Origin of the sequence: Shewanella electrica, from assembly GCF_022321485.1 — a bacterium.
Taxonomy (GTDB): Bacteria; Pseudomonadota; Gammaproteobacteria; order Enterobacterales; family Shewanellaceae; genus Shewanella; species Shewanella electrica.
Genome location: NZ_JAKOGG010000022.1, coordinates 1 through 23880, shown reverse-complemented (window position 1 = coordinate 23880; position 23880 = coordinate 1). Strand labels below are relative to the sequence as shown.

General features: G+C 48.3%; 19 protein-coding genes and 3 tRNA genes. 12 read left to right on the top strand and 10 right to left on the bottom strand.

Annotated elements, in window-relative coordinates; all coding sequences use genetic code 11:
* Positions 1–227 precede the first annotated feature (227 nt).
* The 4 genes from L9G74_RS18805 to L9G74_RS18790 form a co-directional block, all read right to left on the bottom strand.
* A tRNA-Leu gene (locus L9G74_RS18805) sits at positions 228–314 on the bottom strand.
* A gap of 9 nt (positions 315–323) precedes the next feature.
* Positions 324–397 (bottom strand) — tRNA-Cys (locus tag L9G74_RS18800).
* Between the two features lie 5 nt (positions 398–402).
* A tRNA-Gly gene (locus L9G74_RS18795) sits at positions 403–478 on the bottom strand.
* A 234-nt stretch (positions 479–712) separates the two neighbouring features.
* Positions 713–2152 (bottom strand): glyceraldehyde-3-phosphate dehydrogenase, encoded by a 1440-nt coding sequence (locus L9G74_RS18790; RefSeq protein ID WP_238898312.1) that lies wholly within the window; start codon positions 2150–2152, stop codon positions 713–715.
* Positions 2153–2359: 207 nt separating this feature from the next.
* Here L9G74_RS18790 and L9G74_RS18785 point away from each other — a divergent pair, with 207 nt between their 5' ends.
* The 3 genes from L9G74_RS18785 to L9G74_RS18775 all read left to right on the top strand — a co-directional run bounded on the left by L9G74_RS18785 (position 2360) and on the right by L9G74_RS18775 (position 5689).
* Entirely contained in the window at positions 2360–3226 is an 867-nt protein-coding gene (locus L9G74_RS18785) for a DUF2989 domain-containing protein (RefSeq protein ID WP_238898311.1), read from the top strand.
* A 252-nt stretch (positions 3227–3478) separates the two neighbouring features.
* On the top strand, positions 3479–4489 hold the full coding sequence (gene gap, locus L9G74_RS18780; protein ID WP_238898310.1) for a type I glyceraldehyde-3-phosphate dehydrogenase: 1011 nt from the start codon (positions 3479–3481) through the stop codon (positions 4487–4489).
* Positions 4490–4654: 165 nt separating this feature from the next.
* Positions 4655–5689, top strand: coding sequence for a patatin-like phospholipase family protein (locus L9G74_RS18775; RefSeq protein ID WP_238898309.1), 1035 nt, complete (start codon positions 4655–4657; stop codon positions 5687–5689).
* A gap of 65 nt (positions 5690–5754) precedes the next feature.
* Here the strand turns inward: L9G74_RS18775 and L9G74_RS18770 are convergent, their stop codons facing one another.
* The 3 genes from L9G74_RS18770 to L9G74_RS18760 all read right to left on the bottom strand — a co-directional run bounded on the left by L9G74_RS18770 (position 5755) and on the right by L9G74_RS18760 (position 11082).
* A complete protein-coding gene (locus L9G74_RS18770; protein WP_238898308.1) occupies positions 5755–8856 on the bottom strand; it encodes an efflux RND transporter permease subunit in 3102 nt (1033 codons plus the stop codon).
* Positions 8857–8859: 3 nt separating this feature from the next.
* Positions 8860–9843 carry an efflux RND transporter periplasmic adaptor subunit gene (locus tag L9G74_RS18765; protein ID WP_238898307.1) on the bottom strand — a complete coding sequence of 328 codons (984 nt, stop codon included), beginning with the start codon at positions 9841–9843 and terminating at the stop codon, positions 8860–8862.
* 357 nt (positions 9844–10200) lie between these two features.
* Positions 10201–11082: a LysR family transcriptional regulator gene (locus tag L9G74_RS18760; RefSeq protein WP_238898306.1), complete on the bottom strand. Its 882-nt coding sequence runs from the start codon at positions 11080–11082 to the stop codon at positions 10201–10203.
* Positions 11083–11226: 144 nt separating this feature from the next.
* On the opposite strand from L9G74_RS18760, the gene L9G74_RS18755 reads away from it, so the two are divergent.
* From L9G74_RS18755 to L9G74_RS18725, 7 genes are all read left to right on the top strand, one after another.
* Positions 11227–11682: a DoxX family protein gene (locus tag L9G74_RS18755; protein WP_238898305.1), complete on the top strand. Its 456-nt coding sequence runs from the start codon at positions 11227–11229 to the stop codon at positions 11680–11682.
* Positions 11683–11732: 50 nt separating this feature from the next.
* On the top strand, positions 11733–12680 hold the full coding sequence (locus tag L9G74_RS18750) for a glutathione S-transferase family protein (protein WP_238898304.1): 948 nt from the start codon (positions 11733–11735) through the stop codon (positions 12678–12680).
* A gap of 34 nt (positions 12681–12714) precedes the next feature.
* Positions 12715–13527, top strand: coding sequence for a DODA-type extradiol aromatic ring-opening family dioxygenase (locus L9G74_RS18745; protein ID WP_238898303.1), 813 nt, complete (start codon positions 12715–12717; stop codon positions 13525–13527).
* 286 nt (positions 13528–13813) lie between these two features.
* Entirely contained in the window at positions 13814–14170 is a 357-nt protein-coding gene (locus L9G74_RS18740) for a cytochrome c3 family protein (RefSeq protein ID WP_238898302.1), read from the top strand.
* Between the two features lie 399 nt (positions 14171–14569).
* The gene (locus L9G74_RS18735; RefSeq protein WP_238898301.1) at positions 14570–15502 is read left to right on the top strand and encodes an AEC family transporter; all 933 of its coding nucleotides are present in this window, start codon (positions 14570–14572) and stop codon (positions 15500–15502) included.
* A 170-nt stretch (positions 15503–15672) separates the two neighbouring features.
* Positions 15673–16239, top strand: coding sequence for a hypothetical protein (locus L9G74_RS18730; protein WP_238898300.1), 567 nt, complete (start codon positions 15673–15675; stop codon positions 16237–16239).
* A gap of 312 nt (positions 16240–16551) precedes the next feature.
* The gene (locus L9G74_RS18725) at positions 16552–17505 is read left to right on the top strand and encodes a lactate/malate family dehydrogenase (protein WP_238898299.1); all 954 of its coding nucleotides are present in this window, start codon (positions 16552–16554) and stop codon (positions 17503–17505) included.
* 122 nt (positions 17506–17627) lie between these two features.
* Here L9G74_RS18725 and ihfA read toward each other — a convergent pair whose 3' ends face one another.
* From ihfA to pheS, 3 genes are read right to left on the bottom strand one after another with little or no spacing between them, the layout of a single operon-like run.
* Positions 17628–17924, bottom strand: a complete 297-nt coding sequence (ihfA, locus tag L9G74_RS18720; protein WP_238898298.1) for an integration host factor subunit alpha — start codon at positions 17922–17924, stop codon at positions 17628–17630.
* Positions 17925–17927: 3 nt separating this feature from the next.
* The gene (gene pheT / locus L9G74_RS18715) at positions 17928–20315 is read right to left on the bottom strand and encodes a phenylalanine--tRNA ligase subunit beta (RefSeq protein ID WP_238898297.1); all 2388 of its coding nucleotides are present in this window, start codon (positions 20313–20315) and stop codon (positions 17928–17930) included.
* Between the two features lie 12 nt (positions 20316–20327).
* Positions 20328–21308 carry a phenylalanine--tRNA ligase subunit alpha gene (gene pheS / locus L9G74_RS18710; RefSeq protein ID WP_238898296.1) on the bottom strand — a complete coding sequence of 327 codons (981 nt, stop codon included), beginning with the start codon at positions 21306–21308 and terminating at the stop codon, positions 20328–20330.
* Positions 21309–21540: 232 nt separating this feature from the next.
* Between pheS and radD the strand changes: the two genes are divergently transcribed.
* Together radD and L9G74_RS18700 are read left to right on the top strand one after the other, a co-directional pair.
* Positions 21541–23304, top strand: coding sequence for a DNA repair helicase RadD (gene radD, locus L9G74_RS18705; RefSeq protein ID WP_238898295.1), 1764 nt, complete (start codon positions 21541–21543; stop codon positions 23302–23304).
* 79 nt (positions 23305–23383) lie between these two features.
* The gene (locus L9G74_RS18700) at positions 23384–23641 is read left to right on the top strand and encodes a GrxA family glutaredoxin (protein ID WP_238898294.1); all 258 of its coding nucleotides are present in this window, start codon (positions 23384–23386) and stop codon (positions 23639–23641) included.
* The last annotated feature ends 239 nt before the right edge of the window (positions 23642–23880 follow it).

Below are 23880 nucleotides of genomic sequence, written 5' to 3'. Positions count from 1 at the left end.
ATACAGAGCTTGAACATGGCAGAACAAAGCAAACATCAAGATGCTTTACTGTTCGAGTAAAAAACGAGCATTGAACGTTCTAAAAGTGAGTTTTGATGTAGAAACCTAGCTCCATGTTAGGAAATCATCTTAGGAAAACGTTAGGAAATGAGCTTTTGAGGAATTACAGGCATAAAAAAAGAGGTAAGCTTTTATGCTTAACCTCTTGATTTCATTACTCGATGAAATGGTACCCGAGGCCGGACTTGAACCGGCACGCTGTAACCAGCGAGGGATTTTAAATCCCTTGTGTCTACCAATTCCACCACTCGGGCATCGAGTAATGGAGGCGCGACCCGGAGTCGAACCGAGATCGACGGATTTGCAATCCGCAGCATAGCCATTCTGCCATCGCGCCATCTTTGGAGCGACATATCGGGTTCGAACCGATGACCTATACCTTGGCAAGGTATCGCTCTACCAACTGAGCTAATGTCGCATTTGCCGTTAACGAGAAGTTCTCGTTGACTGCGGGATGGAATTCTACGGATTTACCGTTGGGTGTCAATCAATGATTTAGGAAAATATGCCAATTTTGTGCTGTGTGCTGGCAATTTGCTCAATTTAACGAATTTTAACTATTATTTGAGCAATTTCAGTAGCTTGTTAGCCTTAAAACAAAAGAAGCAGTGACGAAAACTCCGCCACCGCTTCCGACAAACATTAACTTCGCTTATTCAAATAACGGCAGATTGATGAAGTTTAACCCCAACATTTTTTGCATGACGCCGACAACCTGACAGCTATAGCCATATTCGTTGTCATACCAAACATAAATATTGGCGCGATTTTCTTCCGCGATGGTTGCCTGTGAGTCCACTACCCCAGCGTAACGTGAGCCAACCAAATCGCTTGAGACGATTTCAGTTGAGTCGGTGTAATCAATCTGGTTTTGCAGCGGTGAATGCAACGCGGCGTTTTTGAGGTACTCATTAATATCGTCTTTGTTGGTCTCTTTGCCTAAGTTAAGGCTGAGGATCGCTAACGAGACGTTAGGCGTTGGTACGCGAATAGCGTTACCGGTCAACTTACCTGCCAATACTGGCAGCGCTTTGGCAACGGCTTTGGCAGCGCCGGTTTCGGTGATCACCATATTAAGTGGTGCACTGCGACCGCGACGATCCGCTTTGTGGTAGTTATCAATCAGGTTTTGGTCGTTGGTATAAGAGTGGATGGTTTCGACATGGCCACTCAAAATACCATAACCGTCATTGATCGCTTTCAACACGGGTGTGATGGCGTTGGTGGTACAGCTGGCGGCTGAGCAAATGACATCCTCAGCGGTAATATCACTATCGTTTACCCCATAAACGATGTTTTTGATATTGCCTTTCGCCGGTGCCGTCAGCAGCACTTTGGCCGCGCCCGGGCATCGCAAGTGTTGCCCTAACCCAGCTTCATCTTTCCAAATGCCAGTGTTGTCTACCACTAAGGCGTTATCAATGCCGTATTGGGTGTAGTCGACTTCGCTGGGTGAGTTAGCGTAAATCACTTGAATATAAGTGCCGTTGGCGATGATGGCGTTGTTTTCAACGTCCACTTCCACTGAGCCGTTGAATGGGCCGTGTACAGAATCGCGGCGCAGCAAACTGGCGCGTTTTTCTAAATCGCCGTCGCGGCCGCCACGTAACACAATGGCGCGCAGGCACAGTTTGTTGCTTTGGCCGGTTTTGGCAATCAATAGCCGTGCTAACAAACGGCCAATACGACCGAAACCATAAAGCACAACGTTGCGTGGCTCTACTTCATCTTTGCAGGCGATGGCGTCCGCCAGTTCTGTTTGCATATACGACGCGATTTGGTCGGTGCTGTCGTGCTGCTGCCAATATTTAACCGCTAACTTACCAATATCCACTTTGCATTGGCGTACTGGCAGTTTGCTTAGTGCTTCTAAGAATGGATAGCTTTCTCGTAGACGCAGTTTTTCCCCAACAAAACGTCTTACTAACCGGTGGGCTTTGATGATTTCAATAGTAGAAGCGTTTAATAGTGGTCGGCCATAAACAACAACTTCTACGCCCTGGTTTCGGTAGAGTTTACCGAGGATGGGCTGCATTTCCTCCGCTAGTTCAAAACGTTCTTGCCAACTTATCAGATGTTTGTCCGCGCTCATGTAGATATCCTTTAATCTCAGAATTCCGATTTAATGATCTGAATTCATTGAGTAACCAAAAGAAATGACCATAATCTTAATGATGCTCTATTCGGCAGTGGCGATTATGGCTGGCTATATCTTAATGAAAAGCTGATAAAGTGACCAGCAATAAATAAAAGCTAACTATGTAATTTTATTATACTTTTTACCTATCGGAGCACTGATATGAGCCCGTATTTCGTGTTAATTACGTCATTTTGTTTCATATCGCTACTTCAGGGCTGTGATAGGCTCAGTCCGACCGAGAAAATCTGTAAAAATAATCCCGAAATTTGTGAAGATTTGCATACCGATGGCTGGTGTAAAGTTGAACGCGCCAAGCTCGTCAGTGACCGATTAGCGGTTAAACAGGCACAAGATCAGCCACAAGATAAACTGGTATACAACTTTTTGCTCGATTTAGAAGCCTATAACAAGTGCATCGGCCTTGCGGCGGGAGTGCAACACGTGAACAACCCCGGCCGCACCAGCGTGCGAGCACGCGCCTATGGTTTAAGCTCGCAATCGTTGGCTGAGTTACAAGCCAGTGTCAAAGATGCCCAAACGCCCTACCTTTCTTTCTACCAATGGACACATTTGGCTAATGAGCGCGGTTTGGAGCGCTTGATCGCGGCAGAGAAGCAACAACAAATTGCCGACCCGCAGATACTGACGGCACTGGCCGCACACTACCTCAAGTTTAAGCCAGAAAAAGCGGCTTCGCTGTATATAGCAGCACTGGAGCAAGTGTCACCGGAACAATTTCAGCCAGACTGGTTGCTCGGTGCTGCGACGGCGTTTGGACATATCGGTTACCCAGAGGAACGCTACCTGTTTGAAAAAGCCAACCTGTTGCTCACTGGTCGCAAAGCCAACCAACAACAGATGATGGCGTCCATCGGTGGCAACCCAGAATTGGTAAAGCAGTTGGATGAGCAAGCGGAGGACTTAGTCGACATCATTGAGGACGGCGATTTTCGCAGCAGTCGGTGGCCAGAGAAGTTTCGCGCCATGATTGCCCAAAGTGCTGCCAACAGTAGTCATAGCAAGTGAAACATGACCTAAACTGGATGATAAATCGCCAACAGAATAGCGCGGTTTAGTTTGACTACAAGACCATTTTGTCATACAAATAACTTGCCAAGATGGTTATTGTTTCTTAACTATTTTTCAGTTTCGGGAAGAAACCAAAAGAATGGTACATGCATTGGCCAGATTTCGGGTTTTGTGGGCGATTGAGCTTGACTAAATCCTGCAGTTTTGTAATTTTACAACCAGTTTTCAAGTATATCTGAGGGATACGAAATGACTATCCGCGTAGCAATTAACGGCTATGGCCGTATCGGACGCAACGTGTTGCGGGCGCTTTATGAAAGCGACAAAAAATACCCAATCGAAATCGTAGCAATTAACGATTTGGGCGATTCATCAATCAATGCTCACCTGACTAAGTACGATACTGTACATGGCCGTTTTAATGCTTCTGTTGAACATGATGACCAAGCTATCTATGTTAACGGTGACAAGATCCTGACTTTCTCTGAACGTGATCCAGCAAAATTGCCTTGGGGCGATTTGAAAGTTGACGTAGTGTTCGAATGTACTGGTATTTTCACCAGCAAAGAAACTGCGCAACCTCACCTGACTGCTGGCGCGAAAAAAGTGATCATCTCTGCACCAGCGAAAAACGTTGATGCAACTGTCGTTTACGGCGTTAACAACGACGTACTGACTGCTGACATGACCGTGATCTCTAACGCTTCATGTACTACCAACTGCTTGGCACCTATTGCTAAACCGTTGAATGATGCGCTGGGTATTGAATCTGGTTTGATGACCACTATTCACTCTTACACCAACGACCAACGTTTGTCAGACGTGTACCACAAAGACATGCACCGTGCGCGCGCAGCAGCACTGAACATGATCCCAACCAAAACTGGCGCAGCGGCTGCGGTAGGTTTGGTGGTACCAGAGCTGCAAGGCAAGTTTGATGGTTTGGCAGTACGTGTACCAACTGCGAACGTATCACTGGTTGACCTCTCGTTCATCGCGTCTCGCGACACGACGATTGAAGAAGTTAACGCGATCGTTGCTAAAGCAGCGCAATCATCACCAATGAACGAAGTGTTGGCGATCAACGAAGAGCCATTGGTATCTATCGACTTCAACCACGTTGCTTTCTCTTCTAACTTTGATGCGACCCAAACTCGCGTTAAAGGTCGCTTGGTGAAAGTGATGTCTTGGTACGATAACGAATGGGGCTTCAGCAACCGTATGCTGGACAATGCTGTGGCATTGATGAACGCTAAATAATTTAGCGCACTACCCGATGAAAAACGCCTGCATGTCAGGCGTTTTTTTATGCCTCAAAGCCACCACATTGTTAGATGACACATCTCCGCTAGAAAGCTGGCACATTGGCAAAAAATTGCATTAAGATAACCACTTACGTTGCCGTTCAAGCTAAGGAGAGCAACCATGAACTATCCATTTAAAAATCTGGTATTTGAAGGCGGTGGCGTTAAGGGGATTGCCTACGTTGGCGCGCTGGAATTACTAGAACAACGGCAAATTCTCGCCAACATTGTTCGCGTTGGCGGCACCTCGGCCGGTGCAATCAATGCGGTATTGATTGGCCTTGGTTACAGCCTCGAAGAAACCCGCAAGTTACTGTGGCAACTCGATTTTAATCAGTTTATGGATGACTCTTGGGGCATCATTCGCGACAGCCAGCGGCTGTTGTCTGAATTTGGCTGGTATCGCGGCGATTTCTTTCGTCAGTGGATCGGTGACATTATCGCCGCCAAAACCGGCAGCAGCGAAACCACTTTTGCCGACTTAGAAGCGATGAAAACCGAGCATCCATTTAAATCGCTGTTTTTTATCGGTACCAATCTGTCGACCTCATTTTCCGAAGTGTTTTCATTTGAACATACGCCAACGGTGGCCTTGGCTGATGCAGTACGGATTTCGATGTCGATTCCGTTATTCTTTGCGGCTAAGCGAAGCTTGCGCGGTGATGTGTATGTGGATGGCGGTTTACTTAATAACTATCCCATCAAATTATTTGATCGCAAGCGCTATCTCATTGATTGCCCAATATGCGAACCGGAATATTATCAACGTCTTAACGCCAAACAACCGCAGCAAGCTGCTGAGCGGCGCGACTATGTTTATAACCAACAAACCTTAGGGTTTCGCTTAGATAGCAAACAGGAGATTGCGGTGATTCGCGATCAATCCGCCATTGAACATCGTCAGATCGACCATTTTTTTGATTACACGTGGGCGTTAGTGCATACCGTTTTGGAAGCGCAGCAAAATGCTCACCTGCACAGTGATGACTGGGCCCGCACGGTGTACATTGACACGCTGGGGGTAAAAACCACTGACTTTGATATCAACGAACAGCAAAAACAGGCACTACTCGATTCAGGCAAACAAGGGGCGCAATGCTTTTTAGATTGGTTTGATGATGAGCAGCCTAAACCCAATAAACTGCAATCGGCTTAATTAGCCAAAATAAAAGCCGCTGCGGATAACCGTGAGCGGCTTTTATTCGTTATCGGTGATGGTAGTTAATGCGGTAACTCGGTCACTTCACTCAGCTCTTGATGCAGTCGCGCACTTTCGTCACCCCGCGGCTTAGTGAAGCGTGCTAACGCTAAATACAACACCGGCGTGAGATAAAGAGTAAACACCACCGCGATTCCCAATCCACCAAACACCACCCAACCGATGGCGTTACGCGCTTCAGCGCCTGCACCAGTGGACAAGATCAGTGGCAAGCCACCAAGTAAAGTGGAGAACAACGTCATAGCGATAGCGCGTAAACGGATCTGAGCGGCTTTCTCGACCGCCTCACGCACCGACAGGCCGCGATCGCGCAATTGGTCAGCAAACTCCACCAGCAAAATCGAGTTTTTCGCCAGCAGACCGATGAGCATCACCAAGCCAATTTGCGAGTAGATGTTGAGTGAGGTGTTAGTAAGATACAGCGCCAGCACCGCCGCTGCGATACCGAATGGCACGGTTAACATTACCACGATGGCGCTATTCACACTCTCAAACTGCGCCGCCAACACCAGCAACACGATGATGAACGCCAGCACATACGTCAGCATCACGTCTTGCGCGGTTTCTTCAAAGGTTAATGCCTCACCTTGGAACAACATGCTGATATTGTCCGGCAAGGTTTTTTCGGCTAATTCACGGATCTGATCGACCGCATCGTTCATGGCGATATCTTCAGGCAGATCCATCTCAATGCCAATCGCTCGTCGTTGGGCGTAACGCTCCAACTCGGCCGCGACACCTTCTTCCGAAATTGTCGCGAGACTGGATAACGGCACTAACGCGCCAGATTGCGAGCCAACATATAAGTTAGATAAGTCGGTCGGATCGTTCACTGCGCCGCTGTGCGCTTGCAGCATGATTGGAATCGACTGATCGCCGACGTTTAAATCGGCAATATCATCACCGTTAATGGCAACGCGTAAGGTGGAAGAAATATCCCGTAACGACACGCCTAACTCTTCGGCGCGGCGACGATCAATGTTGACGCGCAATTGTGGCTGTGTCGGTTTAAACGCAACATCTGGCGTGCCCAATTCGGGCAGGTTTTCCTCAATGGCGCGGCTAAAGTCCAAGGCTGCTTGATAAATCGTGCCGTAGTCATCGCCAGTAAGCGCCAACTGTAAACCACCACCCTGCCCGCGTAAGTTCAGGCTGTTCGCCCCGAAAGGACGCCCCGGTGCACCGGGAATATCGTTTAGCGGCCCACGGATTTTCTCGATGATATCTTGCTGTGAGTCTTGGCGCTCATCCCAATGTTTCAGTGGCACGGTGATAAACACAATGTTTGGGTCCCACTGACCGACCACGGAATAGATCGATTCAATTTCGCCTTTTTCGACAAACGGCAGCAGAATGTCTTCCATCTCCTGCGCTTGGCGATCCATAAAGTTAAGGCCTACACCGTCAGGACCGCGCGCGAAAATACGAATGGTGCCGCGGTCTTCATCAGGGAGCAGCTCGTTATCCAATTGCACATACAACGCGGCAGAGCCCATTGCCGCCACAATGCAAGCAAAAAAGGTTAACCAAGCGTGGTCAAGCACCCAGCGCAAACTGCCTTGATACCATGCCAATAACCGCAGCCCAAGAGGACCAAAAATATTGCGTTTGCCGTCATCCTCCTTTGGCAGGCGCGCGGTTAACGCGGGCACTAATGACAAGGCCACAAAAGACGAGATAATCACCGCGCCGGCCAACACGCCACCAAATTCACGGAACAAACGCCCCGCCGTTGATGGTAAGAAAGCAATCGGCACAAATACCGCCGCCAGTACGGCGGTGGTTGCCACCACAGCAAAGAATACTTCTCGCGTGCCGACCACTGCGGCTGCGCGCGCGCCCAACCCCATGGCACGGCGACGCTGCACGTTCTCGGATACCACAATGGCGTCATCAACAATCAAGCCAGTTGCCAGCACCAACGCCAGCAAGGTTAAGATGTTGATGGAAAAACCCATCGCCCAGATGATGGCGACCGAGCCAATCAATGCCACCGGTATCGACAGCGCAGGTACAATGGTCGCATGCCAACGGCCGATAAACATCCACAGCGTCAGGATCACCAGCAGCACAGTCAAAATAAGCGAGGTGATCACCTCTTTCACCGAATCGCGAATAAATTCGGCATCGTCGGAAGTCACCAAAATTTCTAACTTGGGAAAACGTACTTTAAGACGCTCGACCAAGGCGAGCACTTCATCGGAAATCTCAATGGTGTTAGAACGCGCTTGGCGAATAATTTCGACGCCAATAATTGGCCGACCATCGAGACGCACAATTGAACTAGCATCAGCGGGACCAAAATAGACCGAGGCGACATCGCCGATACGAATGTCGCCACGAATGACGATGTTTTCTACCTGCTCAGCGGTAACGGATGTCGCATCAGCGCGCACAATCAGCTGTTGATCGGTGGAACGCAAACTACCGGCGGGAACATCAAACGGCGCTTGCTCCAACACAGCTGCCACGTCGGTGACCGACAAATGAAAGCTGGTCAACCGCAGCGGATCTAACATCACTTTTAGTACCCGTTGGCGATCCCCCGTTAAGCGCACGTCGGCAACACCGGGCACACTCAAAAACTGCGGTGCTAAATCAACGTCAACAATTTCGGTGAGTTCTTCTAAGGCGAGTTCGTCACTGGCAATGGCAAGGCTTACCACGCTGGTCGCATCATTATCGGCTTTGATAACCGAAAGCTGCTCCACATCATCCGGAAGTTCACGCTGTACACGGCTCACCGATTCGCGCATTTCATTAGCGGCGTTATCGAGATCGATCCCCGGCCGAAACTCCACCACAATGCGGGCATCGCCCTCTTCGCTGCTCGCATTAATACTTTTCACGCCAGTCACACGTGCGGCGGCGCCTTCAAGAATACTGGTAACTTCGGTATCGACCGTTTCAGGTGAACCGCCGGGGAAATTCGCCCGTACCGTGACCACCGGACGGTCGACATCTGGCAGTTCGCGCACTTCTACGCCATTAATCGCGGCGATACCGGCAATAATAATCAGCAAGTTAAACACGACGACCAGCACCGGCCGACGAATCGATAATGACGGGAGATCGCTGGTTTGCAGGAAATGTTGCAGACTCATCGGTTACTCCTTCGCCGTAGCTGTCACAGCCTTGACCGCTTGTTGCTGACGCAGGTTTTGAATACCTTCGGCGATTAATTGGGTATCGGTATCGAGTTGACCTGCCACCAAAATGCGACCTTTCAGGCGTTGTTTTATCTGCACCTCCACCCGTTCCGCTTTGCCATTTTCAACCACCCACACATAGGCACCGGTAGCGCCCCAAGCAAGCGCAGCCTCAGGGATTTTGGCGTATGCATCCCCCACGATCTGCAAGCTGACACGGAAACTCATACCGGGACGGAAATTGTCTTCACTGTTATCAATGACCGCGCGGGCACGAATAGTGCGGCTGGCAACATCAATACGCGAATCGAGTTGTTCAATGGTGGCAGGAAGTTCAGCCGCGCGGTTATTCCACGGCCGCAGCAACACTTGGGCATCGCTATGTAGCAGGGTGAACGCCGTTTCTGGGGCTTGAAAATTGACGTACAACTTGTCACGGCTGTCGATGCTGGTGATGGGGGTTGTCAGCGTAATGCGGTCGCCAACTTCAACATCGGTAAGGCCGACATAGCCGCTAAATGGCGCGCGAACTGAACGCTCCTCCAACTCGACTTGCGCTTCTTCAAGGTTAACTTTGGCGAGATCTCGCAAGGTAATGGCGTCATCAAGATCGGTTTGTGGCACGGCGCCTTGCTGGCGGATATTGGTTAACCGCTGCACCGTACGTTCGGCATCGGCAAGTTGGATTTGAGCCCGCTCTAATGCCACTTGCTGGCGGCGCGCATACAGTTGTAGCAACACATCACCGGCCGCCACTTTGTCACCAGGATTAAAATTCACTTGTACAACGCGCTCGGCCACCGCCGGATAGATCACTACCGAGTGTTGCGCTTCTGCGGTACCCACCACATCAACACGGGTAATTTCATGTTCAAAACTGATTGGCTCAACCACCACCAGTTTTGCGGCAGGCTCAGCAGCCCTAACAGAACATGTCAGCAAGCTAGCAACCATCGCTAACCCAATAACGCTATTTAGCCTAAAAACACGAGATAGAGGCATCATTCATCCTTTAACCAATACAGAGCGTAAGCACGCTGTGAAATTATCCATTTATGCTAAAAACGATGTGAACTGCATTGAGCACGATGTACCAAATGGCAGCCTTCGGCTTAATTGCCTCATCTAAACGCCATACAAGGGAGACTTGTTAATGGCACATTATTTAGCCTAGCGGACATAACCTTTCTAAGTGGCTTTTTTTCAAGGTGATAGCTATACGCGAACAGTATTAAATTCAGGTTAAATTCAGGTGTAAGAGAGGTAAAGATACGTTATGACCTATGACCAATCACAGGGTTAATCAATAAGGCGATCCCAATAAGGCGGCGTACCAAAATAACCGTCGAGAAAATCGATAAAAGTACGCACCTTGCTGGCAAGCAATTTGCGATGCGGATACACCGCGTAAAGCCCTAGCGGCTCGGGGGTAAATTCACTAAGGATCATGGTTAATTTGCCGCTTTTGATTGCCTCAGCACAGATAAAGGTGGGCTGCAAAGTAATGCCAGCGCCTTCAATAGCACTTTGCACTAACACATCACCGTTATTAGAGATCATCGCTTGATTGCCATCGGGCCAAAACGGTGTTTTTTCCATATAGCTGTAACTCAGCAATTGATGGTTAACCAACTCTTCAAGCTGCGTTGGTGTGCCATGTTTGGCTAGGTAGGCAGGTGCGGCACAGAACACTAATTGGATGGGAATAATCGCTTTGGCAATCAGCGACGAACTTTTCAGTTTGCCAATGCGCAGTGCAATATCAAACCCCTCTTCAACGATATCCACTTTACGGTCGTTAAGCTGCAAATCGACATTCACATGTGGGTGCGCCTTGCGGAAATCATTGATCAGCCGCGCCAGATGACTGGTAGCGAAAGAGACTGGCGCACTGACGCGCAACAAACCGCGCGCTTCATCTTGAAGATCGCTAAGTTGCGAGTCGAGATCATCAAAGTCATCCAGCACTTGTTGCGCGCGCTGGAAGTAGCGTAAGCCAGCTTCAGTTAAGTGCACTTTACGGGTCGTTCGGTTGAATAGCCGAATGCCAACGTTTTCTTCTAAACGCGAGACATATTTGCTAATCAATTGGGGCGATAACTGCAATTTATCAGCGGCCTTAGTAAAACTGCTTTCATTGCCTACCGTCACAAAAGCCCGGAGTACATCGATACGGTCCATGTTTCCCCCTACAATTATCAATGTAGCGTTTATAATATTGCGTTGTTAGCCATCTTAATCTTCGCTGCGTCACAAAGTAAAGTAGCTCCAACGTTAAGGGAGAACCCCGAAACACTTGAATATATTGAATTTGGAGTGACTAAGATGAAATCTCAATGGCTAGCTAAACTATTTGCAACACAAGCAGGTTTATCGTCTTTGGTGTTACGCGTACCGGTTGGGGTGATTCTGATGGCCCACGGCTCACAAAAACTGTTCGGCTGGTTTGGCGGTTACGGCTTGCAAGGTACCGGACAGTGGATGAAAAGCTTAGGCATGCACCCCGGCGTGTTGATGGCAGGCATGGCCGGTAGCGCCGAGTTTTTTGGTGGTTTGGCGTTGATCCTTGGCCTATTGATCCGCCCGGCCGCATTAGTTGCCGCATTTACCATGGTGATGGCTATTTTGACCGTCCACATCAGCAACGGTTTGTTCCTTGCTAACAATGGCTATGAATACGCATTGGCATTACTGGTTGCCCTGTTAGCACTAGCTATCCAAGGCAGCGGCCTGTTGTCGATAGATAAACTGATTGCCGCCCGCCTCGCCGCTAAACGATAGAATATTTTTAAACGGGCTTTGGCAACAAAGCCCTTTCCAAGGAGCAAATTATGTTAGTAGATGGTGTCTGGACCGAAGATTGGCAGCCCGTGCAAGCTAAAGACGAGCAAGGCCGTTTTATTCGTCAAACCTCGTCTTTTCGCCATTGGGTGACCCAAGACGGTAGCGCAGGTCCAACCGGTGATGCCGGTTTTAAAGCGGAAAAAGGCCGCTACCATCTCTACGTGGCTTATATCTGCCCTTGGGCGTCACGCACGTTAATGGCACGCGTACTCAAAGGGTTAACGGATTTTATCGATGTTACTGTGGTCAACCCTAAGTTGTCGGCTCAAGGTTGGCAGTTTGGTGGTTTTGCACAGTCTGCGGCAGATCCACTGAACAATGCCGAATATATGCATCAGCTGTATACCAAGGCCGATCCCCATTTTACCGGCCGCGCCACGGTGCCAGTCTTGTGGGACAAGCAAAAACAGACCATTGTGAGTAACGAATCAGCCGACATCGTACGCATGTTCAACACGGCTTTTGTTGATCTGGTTGAGCAAGGCCCCGATTTATATCCGTATGATTTAGCAGAGGATATCGACAAGCTAAATCAGCGCATGTATCAGTCACTCAACAACGGGGTGTATCAGGCTGGCTTTGCGACCACACAACGCGCATATGAAGAGGCGTATCAAGCGGTATTTAGCACCTTGGATGAACTCGAAGCCCGTCTGAGTGATGGCCGCCAATATCTGTTTGGTGACCGCTTCACCGAAGCCGATATTCGCTTATTCGTCACGCTCATTCGGTTTGATGCCGCTTACTATGGGCTGTTTAAGTGCAATCGCAATCAGCTCAGAGAGATGCCCCATCTCCATCGTTATATGCACCGTGTATTAGCGTTGGAAGGAATTAGCTCAACGGTTAACCTTGAGCACATTAAAGCGGGTTATTACTCAATTAAAGCACTGAATCCCAATGGCATTGTGCCCGTTGGACCACAGCAAATTTAGGCTAATGTCGTTTGACTAGCATTTGGAGTTGTATATGAAAACGCCAACCATCACTTTTATCTCTCATGGCGGTGGCCCAATGCCGCTACTCAATGATCCAGGCCATGCCAACATGGTGTCGCACCTGCAAGCATTGACGCAAAAATTTGACAAGCCCAGTGCCATTTTAGTGATCAGTGCACATTGGGAAGAAAGCGTTGCCACGGTCACTTCCGCTGCCAACCCTAAAATGATTTACGACTACTATGGCTTTCCTGCGGAGACCTACAAGATCCAGTATCCTGCGCCCGGCGAACCGCAGCTAGCACAACAAGTGTTTGATGCCTTAAGCAATGCAGGGATCCCCGTACGGCAAGATCCGCAGCGTGGTTACGACCATGGGTTGTTCGTGCCATTAATGCTGATGTATCCAGCGGCTGATATTCCATGTATTCAGTTGTCGCTGGTGAATAACCTCAGCCCAGAACAGCATCTGGCAATCGGTAAAGCACTGCAAGCATTGCAGTATGACAACCTGTTGGTTATCGGCTCTGGCTTCTCGTTTCACAACATGCGTGAGTTTTTTGGTGCCGATACCGCCGAAAAACGCGCTAATAACCAAGCGTTTGAACAATGGTTGCAAACCACGGTCTCAGACGGCACTTTAACGGAGCAACAACGTCATGAGCGCCTAGCCCAATGGGCGCAAGCGCCGTCAGCGCGTTATTGTCAGCCACGAGAAGAACACTTGTTACCACTACATGTATGTTATGGCCTCGCGGAACGCCCCGCCGAGCTGGCTGAAGATGTCGTCATCTTAAATAAACATTCCAGTGCGTTTACTTGGTTCGGCCAACAAATCAATTAAATCCACTAAATCAACTAGCATCGAAAATTCAGGCCGTAGCTCCATGAGTTACGGCTTTTTGTTATTTCAATGGTTTTACCGGCCCAAACATACCTTTAAAAATTATCATATACAGCAATAACTTATTCACCATAGACTAAATGAGATAACAGTGAATTTGGATGTGATCCTAATACAAAGTTCATTAACTTATGTGAGCGGCCTTGGAGAACAATAGTGAATAAATTTACCCGATGGAATAAATCCAATATGTTATACATATGATGTTTAATTGGGTTGTAATCATATGAAAAAATCACTGCATTTACTTTCTGCTGTAGCGATGTCGGCCGCGGTTATGTTTATCGGTTTTAATGCGTCAGCGGTTGAACTCCGCGGCAGCCATAAAGCTAATCAAGTCGCCTGTAAATCATGTCATACCAAAGGGATGAAACAAGCGGGAACAACTGAAGGTTGTTTAAGCTGTCACGAAAGTTATGATGCGGTACGTGCGCTTACCGAAAAAAATCATCCAGAGCTTGAAGTTAACCCGCATATGGATGGTCACTTAGGCGAGTTGGATTGTACTGATTGTCACCACATACATAAACCATCTGAAGTGGTGTGTAGCGAGTGCCACCAATTTGGATTCACCGCACCTTAGGTGATCGTTAACGCTGTTGCGGCTGAGCATTGGCTAACCACCGATGCTCAGTTATCACAGTTGCACACCGAACCAGCCGCTGTGCAAATGGAGTATCGCTGGAGCACTCCCATTATTGCGTGTAGTTATGGATAGCCCTATCCAACCTTTGCCGATTCAGTAAATTAGCGTCTAAATTAAACGTTAATGACCTACGCCGATTTCCCGAGCTATCCCTGCTTTCCGGGAGACTCACCGCTTATTACGGCAATGGGCCTATATTTTTGTATAGGCCCTTTTTCTCGTTTGTTATGTTTAATAACAACTTTCTACGACGAACGGTGTAAGCTTCTGTTAGGATTAGCTTAATTTGGTTGTTGCTGATATAGCACTTGCCGTAAATTTCATCGGAAAGCGAAAATGTTTACCTTTATTTCAGACACCCTAATTCCCGTACTGCTGCTACTGCTAATGGGCTGGGCGCTGTATCGCTACAAGTTGTTAAACGATGGCTTTGTTGAAGCGGGCTCAAAGTTAGTATTTAACTTAGCGCTGCCCGCGCTGCTGTTTTTATCCATCAGCCAAGCTGATTTCAGCCACGCGGCTAATTTGCCACTGATTGCGGTGGGAGCAATCACCACAGTGCTGTTCTTTGGCTTGCTAATGCTGTGTTGCCACGGTTCCGTTAAACCCGACAATGCTCGCGGAGTGGTGGTCCAAGGTGGCTTTCGCGCCAACATGGGTATTATTGGGTTAGCCTATTGCGCCAATACCTATGGCAATGAAGGTTTAGCGGTCGCCTCAGTGTATCTGGGCTGTATCACCATTCTGTTTAATATTCTGTCGGTATTTGTACTCAACTTTTATTTAGCTGGCTCGCGTTCGATTCTGCATCACATCAAAGGCATGCTCACTAACCCATTGATTATTGCTATTGTTATCGCGTTGCCATTCTCCTATTTGCAATTACAACTCCCCGAGTGGCTTTTGAAAACCGGCCGCTATTTTTCCCAGCTCACCTTGCCATTAGCATTGATCTGTACTGGCGCGTCGCTGCAGTTTCGCTCATTTAGTAGCGATTGGCTAAACATTACCATTGCGACCAGCTGCAAATGTGTATTTTATCCGTTAGCCATGGTGGCGAGTGCGTACATGATGGGTTTCACAGGTATGCAGCTCGGCATTGTGCTGTTGCTCGCCATCGCACCAACGGCGGCGGCCAGCTATGTAATGGTGCGTAATCTCGGTGGTGACCACCGCCTCGCCGCCAGTATTATCGCGATTACCACCCTCGTTTCCTTACCTGTTACCGCACTTGCATTTGGCACCTTGCGCTATCTACAACTCATCTAAATTGCCGGTGGGTATGCCATTTCACAGTTTGGCTGCCCACGGTTTTTCAAATTGAGAATCGTTATCTTTTAGCTTGCAAAGCCTAAAATTTAGGCTGAAGATAGGAGCTTATATTTAATCGCGCTGCCAATGTTGTCGCAGCAGCACCCTTGGTGACCGTGGGTAAACTCATGTCGAAATTCAAGCAATTACTCGCAACCTTCTGGCCCCTGTTTATGCTGTTTGTGCCGCTAACTGCCATGGTTGTCAATCAGCAGTTGCTGGTGATGCTGAGTGACGTGGTGGTCGGTGCATTAACGCTTTGCGGCTGTGTTGCCTGTTATCAATGGATAGCGACCAAAAATGTCGATCGGCTGCCCTACCGTTTAGCCACCGCCGCAGCGATGGTGGCGTCTTTATTGTTGATCTGGGCCAATCTTACTAATGAACTCATCGAAGATAGCGGCGTGCCATTTAATCAGATAATCGCCGTGCTGTTGGTTGTTGGGTTAATTGGCACCACTTGGTCAAAACAACGCCCCAAAGGCATGGCAGTGACTATGCTTGCGATGGCGGGCGCCATGTTTATCATGACGATGGGGCTGGCAATGTGTCACGCCGATGAAATTGCGCATTGGCCGATGATGGCCATTTTTTGTCTCACCGTGGTAGCGCTTTATATCTTGGCTTCTTGGTTATTTGAACGCTCAAGTCACTTGCTTGCAGCAACTACCAGTCACCGCCAAACCCGTGTGTAACGTCTCGCGCCTTTTACACTGATAGCGACTCAGCACAATAAGTACGATGTGTTCATCTAACAAACACTTAGTACAATACTTCAGCAAAACCTTAAAAGAAATCGGTTCAAATCCCCCTCTGCATGCAAATTTACAATCTCATGCGAATAACTGACAGTTTATAAAAATATTATCTTTAAAACCAACAACTTATTATTTTATTGTCAAATATATGTGACACTAAAGTTACGTCTAATTACCGCTATTCTATTGCTGTATGCCGGATTACCTGCAAGATCGTTCAATTACAACAAAAATGAAAGAAGGACAGAGATGAAAATTGGAGTTATTGGCGCAGGTGCGGTAGGTGTTGCCGTATGCAACTATGTGTTGGCGCTCGGCAATTGCCATGAATTGGTGTTGATAGATAAAAACAAAGAGCGGGCAGAAGGCGAATTAATGGACTTTGGTCACACTAGCTCGCTGACGTTTGGCAAGAACATTCGCCTAAACGCTGGTGATGATTACAGCGTGCTGCAAGGTGCAGATATCGTGGTGATCACCGCTGGAGCACAGATCAAGCCGGATCAACCGCGGATTGAACTGGCGGAAGTCAACTCAACTATCTGTGTCGATATCGCTAAGCAAATTGAGGTGTATGCCCCCAACACCACCTTGATTGTAGTGACCAATCCATGCGATTTAGCCGCGTTCTTTATTATCAAAAATACTGGTTTTCAAGCACACCAAGTGATCAGCAGCGGCTGTGTGGTGGATACGGCGAGATTAATGAAGATTGTCGGTGATCATACTCAGCTCGATCCAAAAAATGTGTTTGGCTACATCCTTGGCGAACATGGTAGCCACTGCTTTATGCCAGCCACCCTGCTCTCTGCAGGCGGCCAACCAATCGACTACTACTGTGACACCAACCAGTTACCACGTATCGATCCGCAACAGTTGTTGGAAGATGTAAAACAAGCGGGCTATCAAGTGTTTAAACGAAAGTTGAACACTACTCATGGGGTTGCTGCCAGTGTGTACCGCATCATTCAGGCAATTGCACTTAACGAGCATTCCGTCTTGCCGGTTGGTGTGTTAGTTGATGGCACTTACGGTATTGCAGGCTCGGTATTGAGCTTGCCAGCAGTTGTAGGTAAGCGAGGAATTGAGAAAGTGCTTGAGCATCCATTTAATGCGGAAGAACTGCTGCAACTGACGGAAATCCATCAAAAAATCCGTGCAGTCATTGAATCAGTAGCAGAGCGTACGGGGTTAAACGCCTAAGCCATCTCGCGGTTTTACTATCTTATAAGTACAGCAAAGGCCAGTAGATGCATCATCTACTGGCCAATACCGTAAAAGCAAGAAAACGCCCATCGCTTAAATGGGCGTTTTGCGTCAAAAGCTTAGCCTTGTTTATTGGCAGCTTCTACACGGCTCTTCAATTTTTGACCGGGACGGAAGGTAACCACGCGACGTGCGGAGATTGGAATATCTTCACCCGTTTTAGGGTTACGTCCTGGACGTTGGTTTTTATCGCGCAGATCAAAATTACCGAAGCCGGACAACTTAACTTGGTCACCGTTCTCTAGCGCTAACCGGATCTCTTCGAAAAATGCTTCAACAATCTCTTTGGCTACACGTTTGTTTATGCCAAGTGTTTCAAAAAGATGCTCTGCCATTTCGGCCTTGGTAAGTGCCATACTTTAATCCCTCAACGATGCGTTGAACTCGTCTTTCAGAGCAGAAACCACCACCTCTACAGTCGCGGCAATCTCTTTTTCTTCAAGAGTACGAGTGTTATCTTGTAACGTGAGCGCTATGGCGAGGCTTTTTTTACCTTCCACTACGCCCTGTCCTCGGTATACGTCAAACAAGTTTAAGCCAACCAACTGATTTCCGCCAACTTTTTTTATTGTCGACAGAATATTTCCTGCTGGAACCGACTCGTCGACGACGACTGCAATATCTCGACGGTTTGCAGGGAAACGGGACACCGGTGCGGCCTCTGGTAGACTAGCGTGCAGCAGTGCATCAAGTGACACTTCAAACACAATTGTCTTGCCGTTTAATCCAAACGGTTTTTCCAATGCTGGATGTACTGCACCGATATAGCCGATGGTCTGATCATTTCTAGTGATTTCAGCACATTGGCCCGGATGTAACGCTGCATGTGACCCTGCTTTAAAACTAAATTCAGCATCGGCCAGTGTCAAGCCAATAATTGCTTCTAAATCGCCTTTCAGATCGAAAAAATCTACGGTTTTAGAATCAATTGCCCAATGTTCATCACTTTGTGGGCCAGCGATAACCGCCGCCAGCATTGGCTCTTGGCGCACGCCCATGGGTGCGTCGGCATCTGGAGTAAAGCGCAAACCCGTCTCAAACAGACGCACACGGCCTTGTTGACGTGCTTGGTTATAACCCACAGACGTTAACAAGCCAGTAAACAGCGATAAACGCATTGCTGACATTTCGCTAGAAATTGGGTTTGGCAGCACCATCGCCGCTTGCTCTGGATGCACCAGATTTTGAAGTTTAGGATCAACGAAGCTGTAGGTTACGGCTTCTTGAAAACCACGAGCAACCAACATGCTACGTACTTTGCGTAGGCTGATATCACTCTCTTGATGATGTGACATCTTCAGTGCAGCAACAGGCGCAGTATCTGGAATATTGTTGTATCCGTAGATGCGGGCAACTTCTTCAATCAGATCTTCTTCAATCGCCATATCGAAACGATAGGTTGCGGTAGTTACCTGCCAACCACCGTCAACAGCGGCAACTTGGAAGCCTAAACGGCTAATGATTTCCATCACGTCTGCATCGGGCACGTGGTGACCGAGCAGTTTATCCAACTTGACGCGACGCAGCGTGATTTCCGCCGATTTTGGCAAAAATTCAGCCGCTTTCACTTCAACCACCGGACCCGCTTCGCCACCACAAATGTCGATGATCAGGCGTGAAGCGCGATCCATCACTTTGTGTTGCAGCTCAGGGTCGACACCGCGTTCAAAACGATGGCTTGAGTCAGTGTGCAAACCAAGGTTACGGGCTTTGCCCATAATGGCCAAAGGTGCAAAGAAGGCGCATTCCAGCACGATGTCTTTGGTTTCGGTGTTCACACCTGAGTGCTCACCACCGAAGATACCTGCCAGCGCCAGCGGGCCTTTATCATCCGCAACCACTAGCGTATCAGTTGGCACGGTGATTTCGTTGCCATCAAGCAGTGTAAGCTTTTCAACGCCATCACCCAGACGGACTTGTAAGTTACCGTGCAGGTTGGCTTTGTCGAACGCGTGCATTGGTTGACCGTATTCGATCAGCACATAGTTGGTGATATCAACCACTGGGTCGATAGAACGGATGCCGCTACGACGCAACTTTTCCACCATCCAATCCGGTGTCACTGCCGCAACATCAACGCTGTTAATCACGCGGCTTAAATAACGTGGACAAGCATCAGCAGCTTTTACATCAACGGTAATCGCTTCGTCATGACTGGCACTAACTGGTGCCCATGTTGGCTCAGTCACTGGGGCACGGTTAAGTACGCCCACTTCACGCGCCAAACCAACCATACCTAAACAATCAGCACGGTTAGCGGTCAAGTCGACATCAAAAATTGCATCATTAAGTTGTAGATATTCGCGTACGTCAGTACCGATAGGTGCATCGGCTGGCAATTCAATGATGCCATCACTTTCGATATCAACACCGAGTTCGCCGTATGAGCACAACATGCCGTGAGATGGCTGACCGCGCAGTTTAGCTTTTTTGATTTTGAAATCGCCTGGCAGCACAGCGCCGACAACAGCGACACATACTTTCAAGCCTTGACGACAGTTCGGCGCACCACAAACGATGTCGAGCAGTTCTTCACCGCCCACATTCACTTTAGTTACTCGCAGTTTGTCTGCATCGGGGTGTTGACCACACTCAACCACTTCGCCAATAACCACACCGCTAAAGTCGCCAGCAACGCCTTCAACATCATCAACTTCTAACCCAGCCATGGTGATTTGCTGAGATAATTCTTCACGGCTAATCGCAGGGTTAACCCATTCGCGCAGCCAAGATTCACTGAATTTCATTTTGCTGCTCCGTTATTTGAATTGCTTGAGGAAACGTAGGTCATTCTCAAAGAATGAACGTAAGTCAGTCACGCCGTAGCGCAACATGGTCAAACGCTCTACGCCCATACCAAAGGCAAAGCCGGAGTATTTTTCTGGGTCGATACCGACACCGCGCAACACGTTAGGATGTACCATGCCGCAGCCCAGTACTTCTAACCAACCATTCTTACCTTTCACGTCCACTTCGGCTGAAGGCTCAGTGAATGGGAAGTAAGATGGGCGGAAACGGATCTCTAAATCTTCTTCAAAGAAGTTGCGCAAGAAGTCATGCAAAATGCCTTTCAACTGCGCAAAGCTGACATTTTCATCAACCAGCAAACCTTCCACTTGGTGGAACATTGGCGTGTGAGTCATGTCGTAATCGTTACGGTATACGCGACCTGGAGAGATGATGCGTAAAGGCGGTTGTTCTACTTCCATGGTGCGGATTTGCACGCCAGAGGTCTGCGTACGCAGTACCACTTCTGGGTTGAAGTAGAACGTATCGTGGTCGGCCCGCGCAGGGTGATGCGCCGGAATATTCAACGCATCAAAGTTATGGTAACCATCTTCGATTTCTGGACCGTGTTTAACACTGAAACCCAATTCGCCAAAGAATGATTCGATACGCTCGATGGTACGGGTCACTGGATGCAAACCGCCATTTTCTAAGCGACGGCCGGGAAGAGTCACGTCTACTTGTTCGGCTTTCAGTTTCGCTTCCAACTCAGCGGCTTTCAACGCATCAATACGTTGACTCAGCTCTTGCTGTACTTGTTTTTTAACTTCGTTGACCTTTTGACCAAACGCTGGTTTTTCTTCAGCACTCAGCGTTGCCATCAGTTTCATCAAGTCGGTGATCTTACCTTTTTTGCCGAGGTAATCGACTCGAATATCGTCTAGTGTTTTTAGATCTGCGGCGCCTTCGATGGCATTGAGGGCCTGCTGTACGATCTCAGTTAACTGCTGCATCTTCCCTTCCAGTTCATGCCAGCCCAACGGGCTGTGAATGGTTTCTAAAATGACGTAATAAAAGGATAGAAATTTTACGTCAGTCACCCCAAATTAGCCAGTGACAATCTAAATTAACGAATGAAAACATGGAGTTTTTTTCATCAAAGTCCCGCAGATTTTCGGCAACGCTGCTTCGGTGAGAAATCCCTGTGTTATGCTGCGGTCAAATTTCGTTATCGCTCAGTAATCCATGCCTGCCGTGCCCGTGCTACAACTCAGAGACTACCAACAGCAAGCCGTTAATGCGGTACTGCAACATTTTCGCAGTAACAGTAGCAGCGCCGTGATTGTTTTACCCACTGGGGCAGGTAAAAGTATTGTCATTGCCGAGCTGGCCCGTGTCGCCCGTGGCAAGGTATTAGTGCTGACCCACGTGAAGGAGTTAGTCGAGCAAAATGCCGCCAAAGTTGAGATGTTGGATGATGATGTCAGCGTCTATTCCGCCGGATTAAAGCAAAAGCTATTGGCGGGGAAAACTGTGGTAGCATCGGTGCAATCAGCGGCGCGCAATCTCGTAGGCTTTAGCGAAAAATACTCGTTAGTCATCATCGATGAGTGTCACCGCGTCAGTGATGATGAAGCATCGCAATACCAACAGCTACTGACAACATTAACCAAGCATAATCCCAAGCTGAAAGTGCTTGGGCTCACAGCAACCCCTTATCGGCTTGATAGTGGCTACATCTACAAACGGCACTATCACGGCAAAGTTGGCAGCGAATCTGCGGTATTTGATGACTGTATCTTTGAGCTACCACTGCGTTATTTAGTCAAAAAAGGCTACCTGACACCGCCTAAAACCTATGATGGTCTCACTGCTCAGTACGATTTTAGCCGTTTAACCGTGAGTGATAGCGGTGATTATCAGAGCAGCGAAGTTGAGGCACTGCTAAATCTGCAAGGCCGTGCCACCACCGCCATTGTTAAACAGCTGACGCAACTCGCCAAACAACGCCAAGGGGTGATCATCTTTGCGGCAACGGTGAAACACGCGGCAGAAATCATGGGCTTACTCGCCAAATATAGCGACGAACCCGCCGCGTTGATCACCGCTAATACGCCCGCATTAGAACGCGATATTGCCATCAGTGAATTTCGCGCTAAGGCGATTAAATTTATGGTCAACGTGGCGGTGCTCACCACTGGATTTGATGCGCCGCATGTCGATCTGATTGCGATCTTGCGGCCAACCGCATCCGCCGGACTATATCAGCAGATGGCAGGCCGTGGTCTGCGGCTCGCGCCAGGCAAAGCCGATTGCATCATCATTGATTATGCGGCCAACGGTTTTGACCTGTTCGCACCGGAGATCCCACAAGCCAAGCCAGCTAGCAGTGCCGTGCCGGTGCAAGTGCCCTGCCCGATCTGTGGTTTTGCCAATACCTTTTGGGGCAAGGTTGATAGCGACGGCGATATTATCGAGCACTTTGGTCGCCGCTGTCAGGGATTGATTGAAGACACTAAACAGCAATGTAGCTACCGTTATCGCGCCAAGATCTGTCCCGATTGCGGCGCTGAAAACGATATAGCGGCTCGCAGTTGTACCAGTTGTCAGTCAGTGATGGTGGACCCAGACAAACGCTTAAAGGAAGTATTAGGCAAAAAACACCATCATCTGTTTAAAGTCGAGAGCATGCAGTTACAAGAAGATAATGGCATGTTGCAACTGCTGTATTTAGATATAGAGGGTAATCAATTTACTGAAAAATTCCGCATGGAAACCGCACCACAACGACGCACGTTATATGCGGTGCTGTTATTACCTCATGACCGTACGCCCGGCTTAGCCTGGCCTAAGTTCACCAAGCCAAGTGAGGTTATTGCGCGTGCGTCGCGCTTACGCCAACCGGATATGTTACTGCTACAGCAAAAACCAAAACGGGGCTGGCAATTAGTCGAAAAGTTTTTTGATTATCAAGGCCGCCACCAAACTGCTGCAAATTTTCGCGACTAAGCGTACAAAGTGAGTTAAGGGCTGTACTCGCTCTACAGGCTGTTGTACTGTGGGCAAAATTGAGAAACGGGAGTTCACCATGCACGTCGTTATTTTTGGTCGTCCTGGCTGCCCTTACTGTGTTCGTGCGAAACAGTTATCTGAGCAGTTAGAAGAAAAACGTGATGATTTTAGTTTTCGCTATGTCGACATTCACGAAGAAGGCATCACTAAGGCAGATCTGTCAAAGAGTGTGGGTAAGCCGGTAGAAACCGTGCCACAGATCTTTATCGATAAACAACCTATCGGTGGTTGTACGGATTTTGAAGCCTACGTTAGAGAGAATAACTTGCTGTAATGTAGCTAACGATAAAAAAGCGTCTTCGGGCGCTTTTTTTGTCGCTAAATTTCAACAAATACTTATATTACAGAATGTTAAGAACAAAGAAATAGATTTCTGTACTTGGTAATAAGCGGATGAAAATAGATTAACTGGCAATGTATTAATTGACGGGAAAATAATGGTGGGTCGTGAAGGATTCGAACCTTCGACCAATTGGTTAAAAGCCAACTGCTCTACCGACTGAGCTAACGACC

Bases quoted from the DNA above. Each gene is read 5' to 3' on its own strand.
- L9G74_RS18725 (WP_238898299.1), top strand. From the start codon at position 16,552: ATGAAAATTGGAGTTATTGGCGCAGGTGCGGTAGGTGTTGCCGTATGC.
- L9G74_RS18755 (WP_238898305.1), top strand. From the start codon at position 11,227: ATGAAATCTCAATGGCTAGCTAAACTATTTGCAACACAAGCAGGTTTA.
- L9G74_RS18760 (WP_238898306.1), bottom strand. From the start codon at position 11,082: ATGGACCGTATCGATGTACTCCGGGCTTTTGTGACGGTAGGCAATGAA.
- L9G74_RS18730 (WP_238898300.1), top strand. From the start codon at position 15,673: ATGTCGAAATTCAAGCAATTACTCGCAACCTTCTGGCCCCTGTTTATG.
- L9G74_RS18700 (WP_238898294.1), top strand. From the start codon at position 23,384: ATGCACGTCGTTATTTTTGGTCGTCCTGGCTGCCCTTACTGTGTTCGT.
- L9G74_RS18750 (WP_238898304.1), top strand. From the start codon at position 11,733: ATGTTAGTAGATGGTGTCTGGACCGAAGATTGGCAGCCCGTGCAAGCT.
- L9G74_RS18735 (WP_238898301.1), top strand. From the start codon at position 14,570: ATGTTTACCTTTATTTCAGACACCCTAATTCCCGTACTGCTGCTACTG.
- L9G74_RS18770 (WP_238898308.1), bottom strand. From the start codon at position 8,856: ATGAGTCTGCAACATTTCCTGCAAACCAGCGATCTCCCGTCATTATCG.
- L9G74_RS18775 (WP_238898309.1), top strand. From the start codon at position 4,655: ATGAACTATCCATTTAAAAATCTGGTATTTGAAGGCGGTGGCGTTAAG.
- gap (WP_238898310.1), top strand. From the start codon at position 3,479: ATGACTATCCGCGTAGCAATTAACGGCTATGGCCGTATCGGACGCAAC.
- L9G74_RS18785 (WP_238898311.1), top strand. From the start codon at position 2,360: ATGAGCCCGTATTTCGTGTTAATTACGTCATTTTGTTTCATATCGCTA.
- pheT (WP_238898297.1), bottom strand. From the start codon at position 20,315: ATGAAATTCAGTGAATCTTGGCTGCGCGAATGGGTTAACCCTGCGATT.
- L9G74_RS18790 (WP_238898312.1), bottom strand. From the start codon at position 2,152: ATGAGCGCGGACAAACATCTGATAAGTTGGCAAGAACGTTTTGAACTA.
- L9G74_RS18745 (WP_238898303.1), top strand. From the start codon at position 12,715: ATGAAAACGCCAACCATCACTTTTATCTCTCATGGCGGTGGCCCAATG.
- L9G74_RS18740 (WP_238898302.1), top strand. From the start codon at position 13,814: ATGAAAAAATCACTGCATTTACTTTCTGCTGTAGCGATGTCGGCCGCG.
- radD (WP_238898295.1), top strand. From the start codon at position 21,541: ATGCCTGCCGTGCCCGTGCTACAACTCAGAGACTACCAACAGCAAGCC.
- pheS (WP_238898296.1), bottom strand. From the start codon at position 21,308: ATGCAGCAGTTAACTGAGATCGTACAGCAGGCCCTCAATGCCATCGAA.
- ihfA (WP_238898298.1), bottom strand. From the start codon at position 17,924: ATGGCACTTACCAAGGCCGAAATGGCAGAGCATCTTTTTGAAACACTT.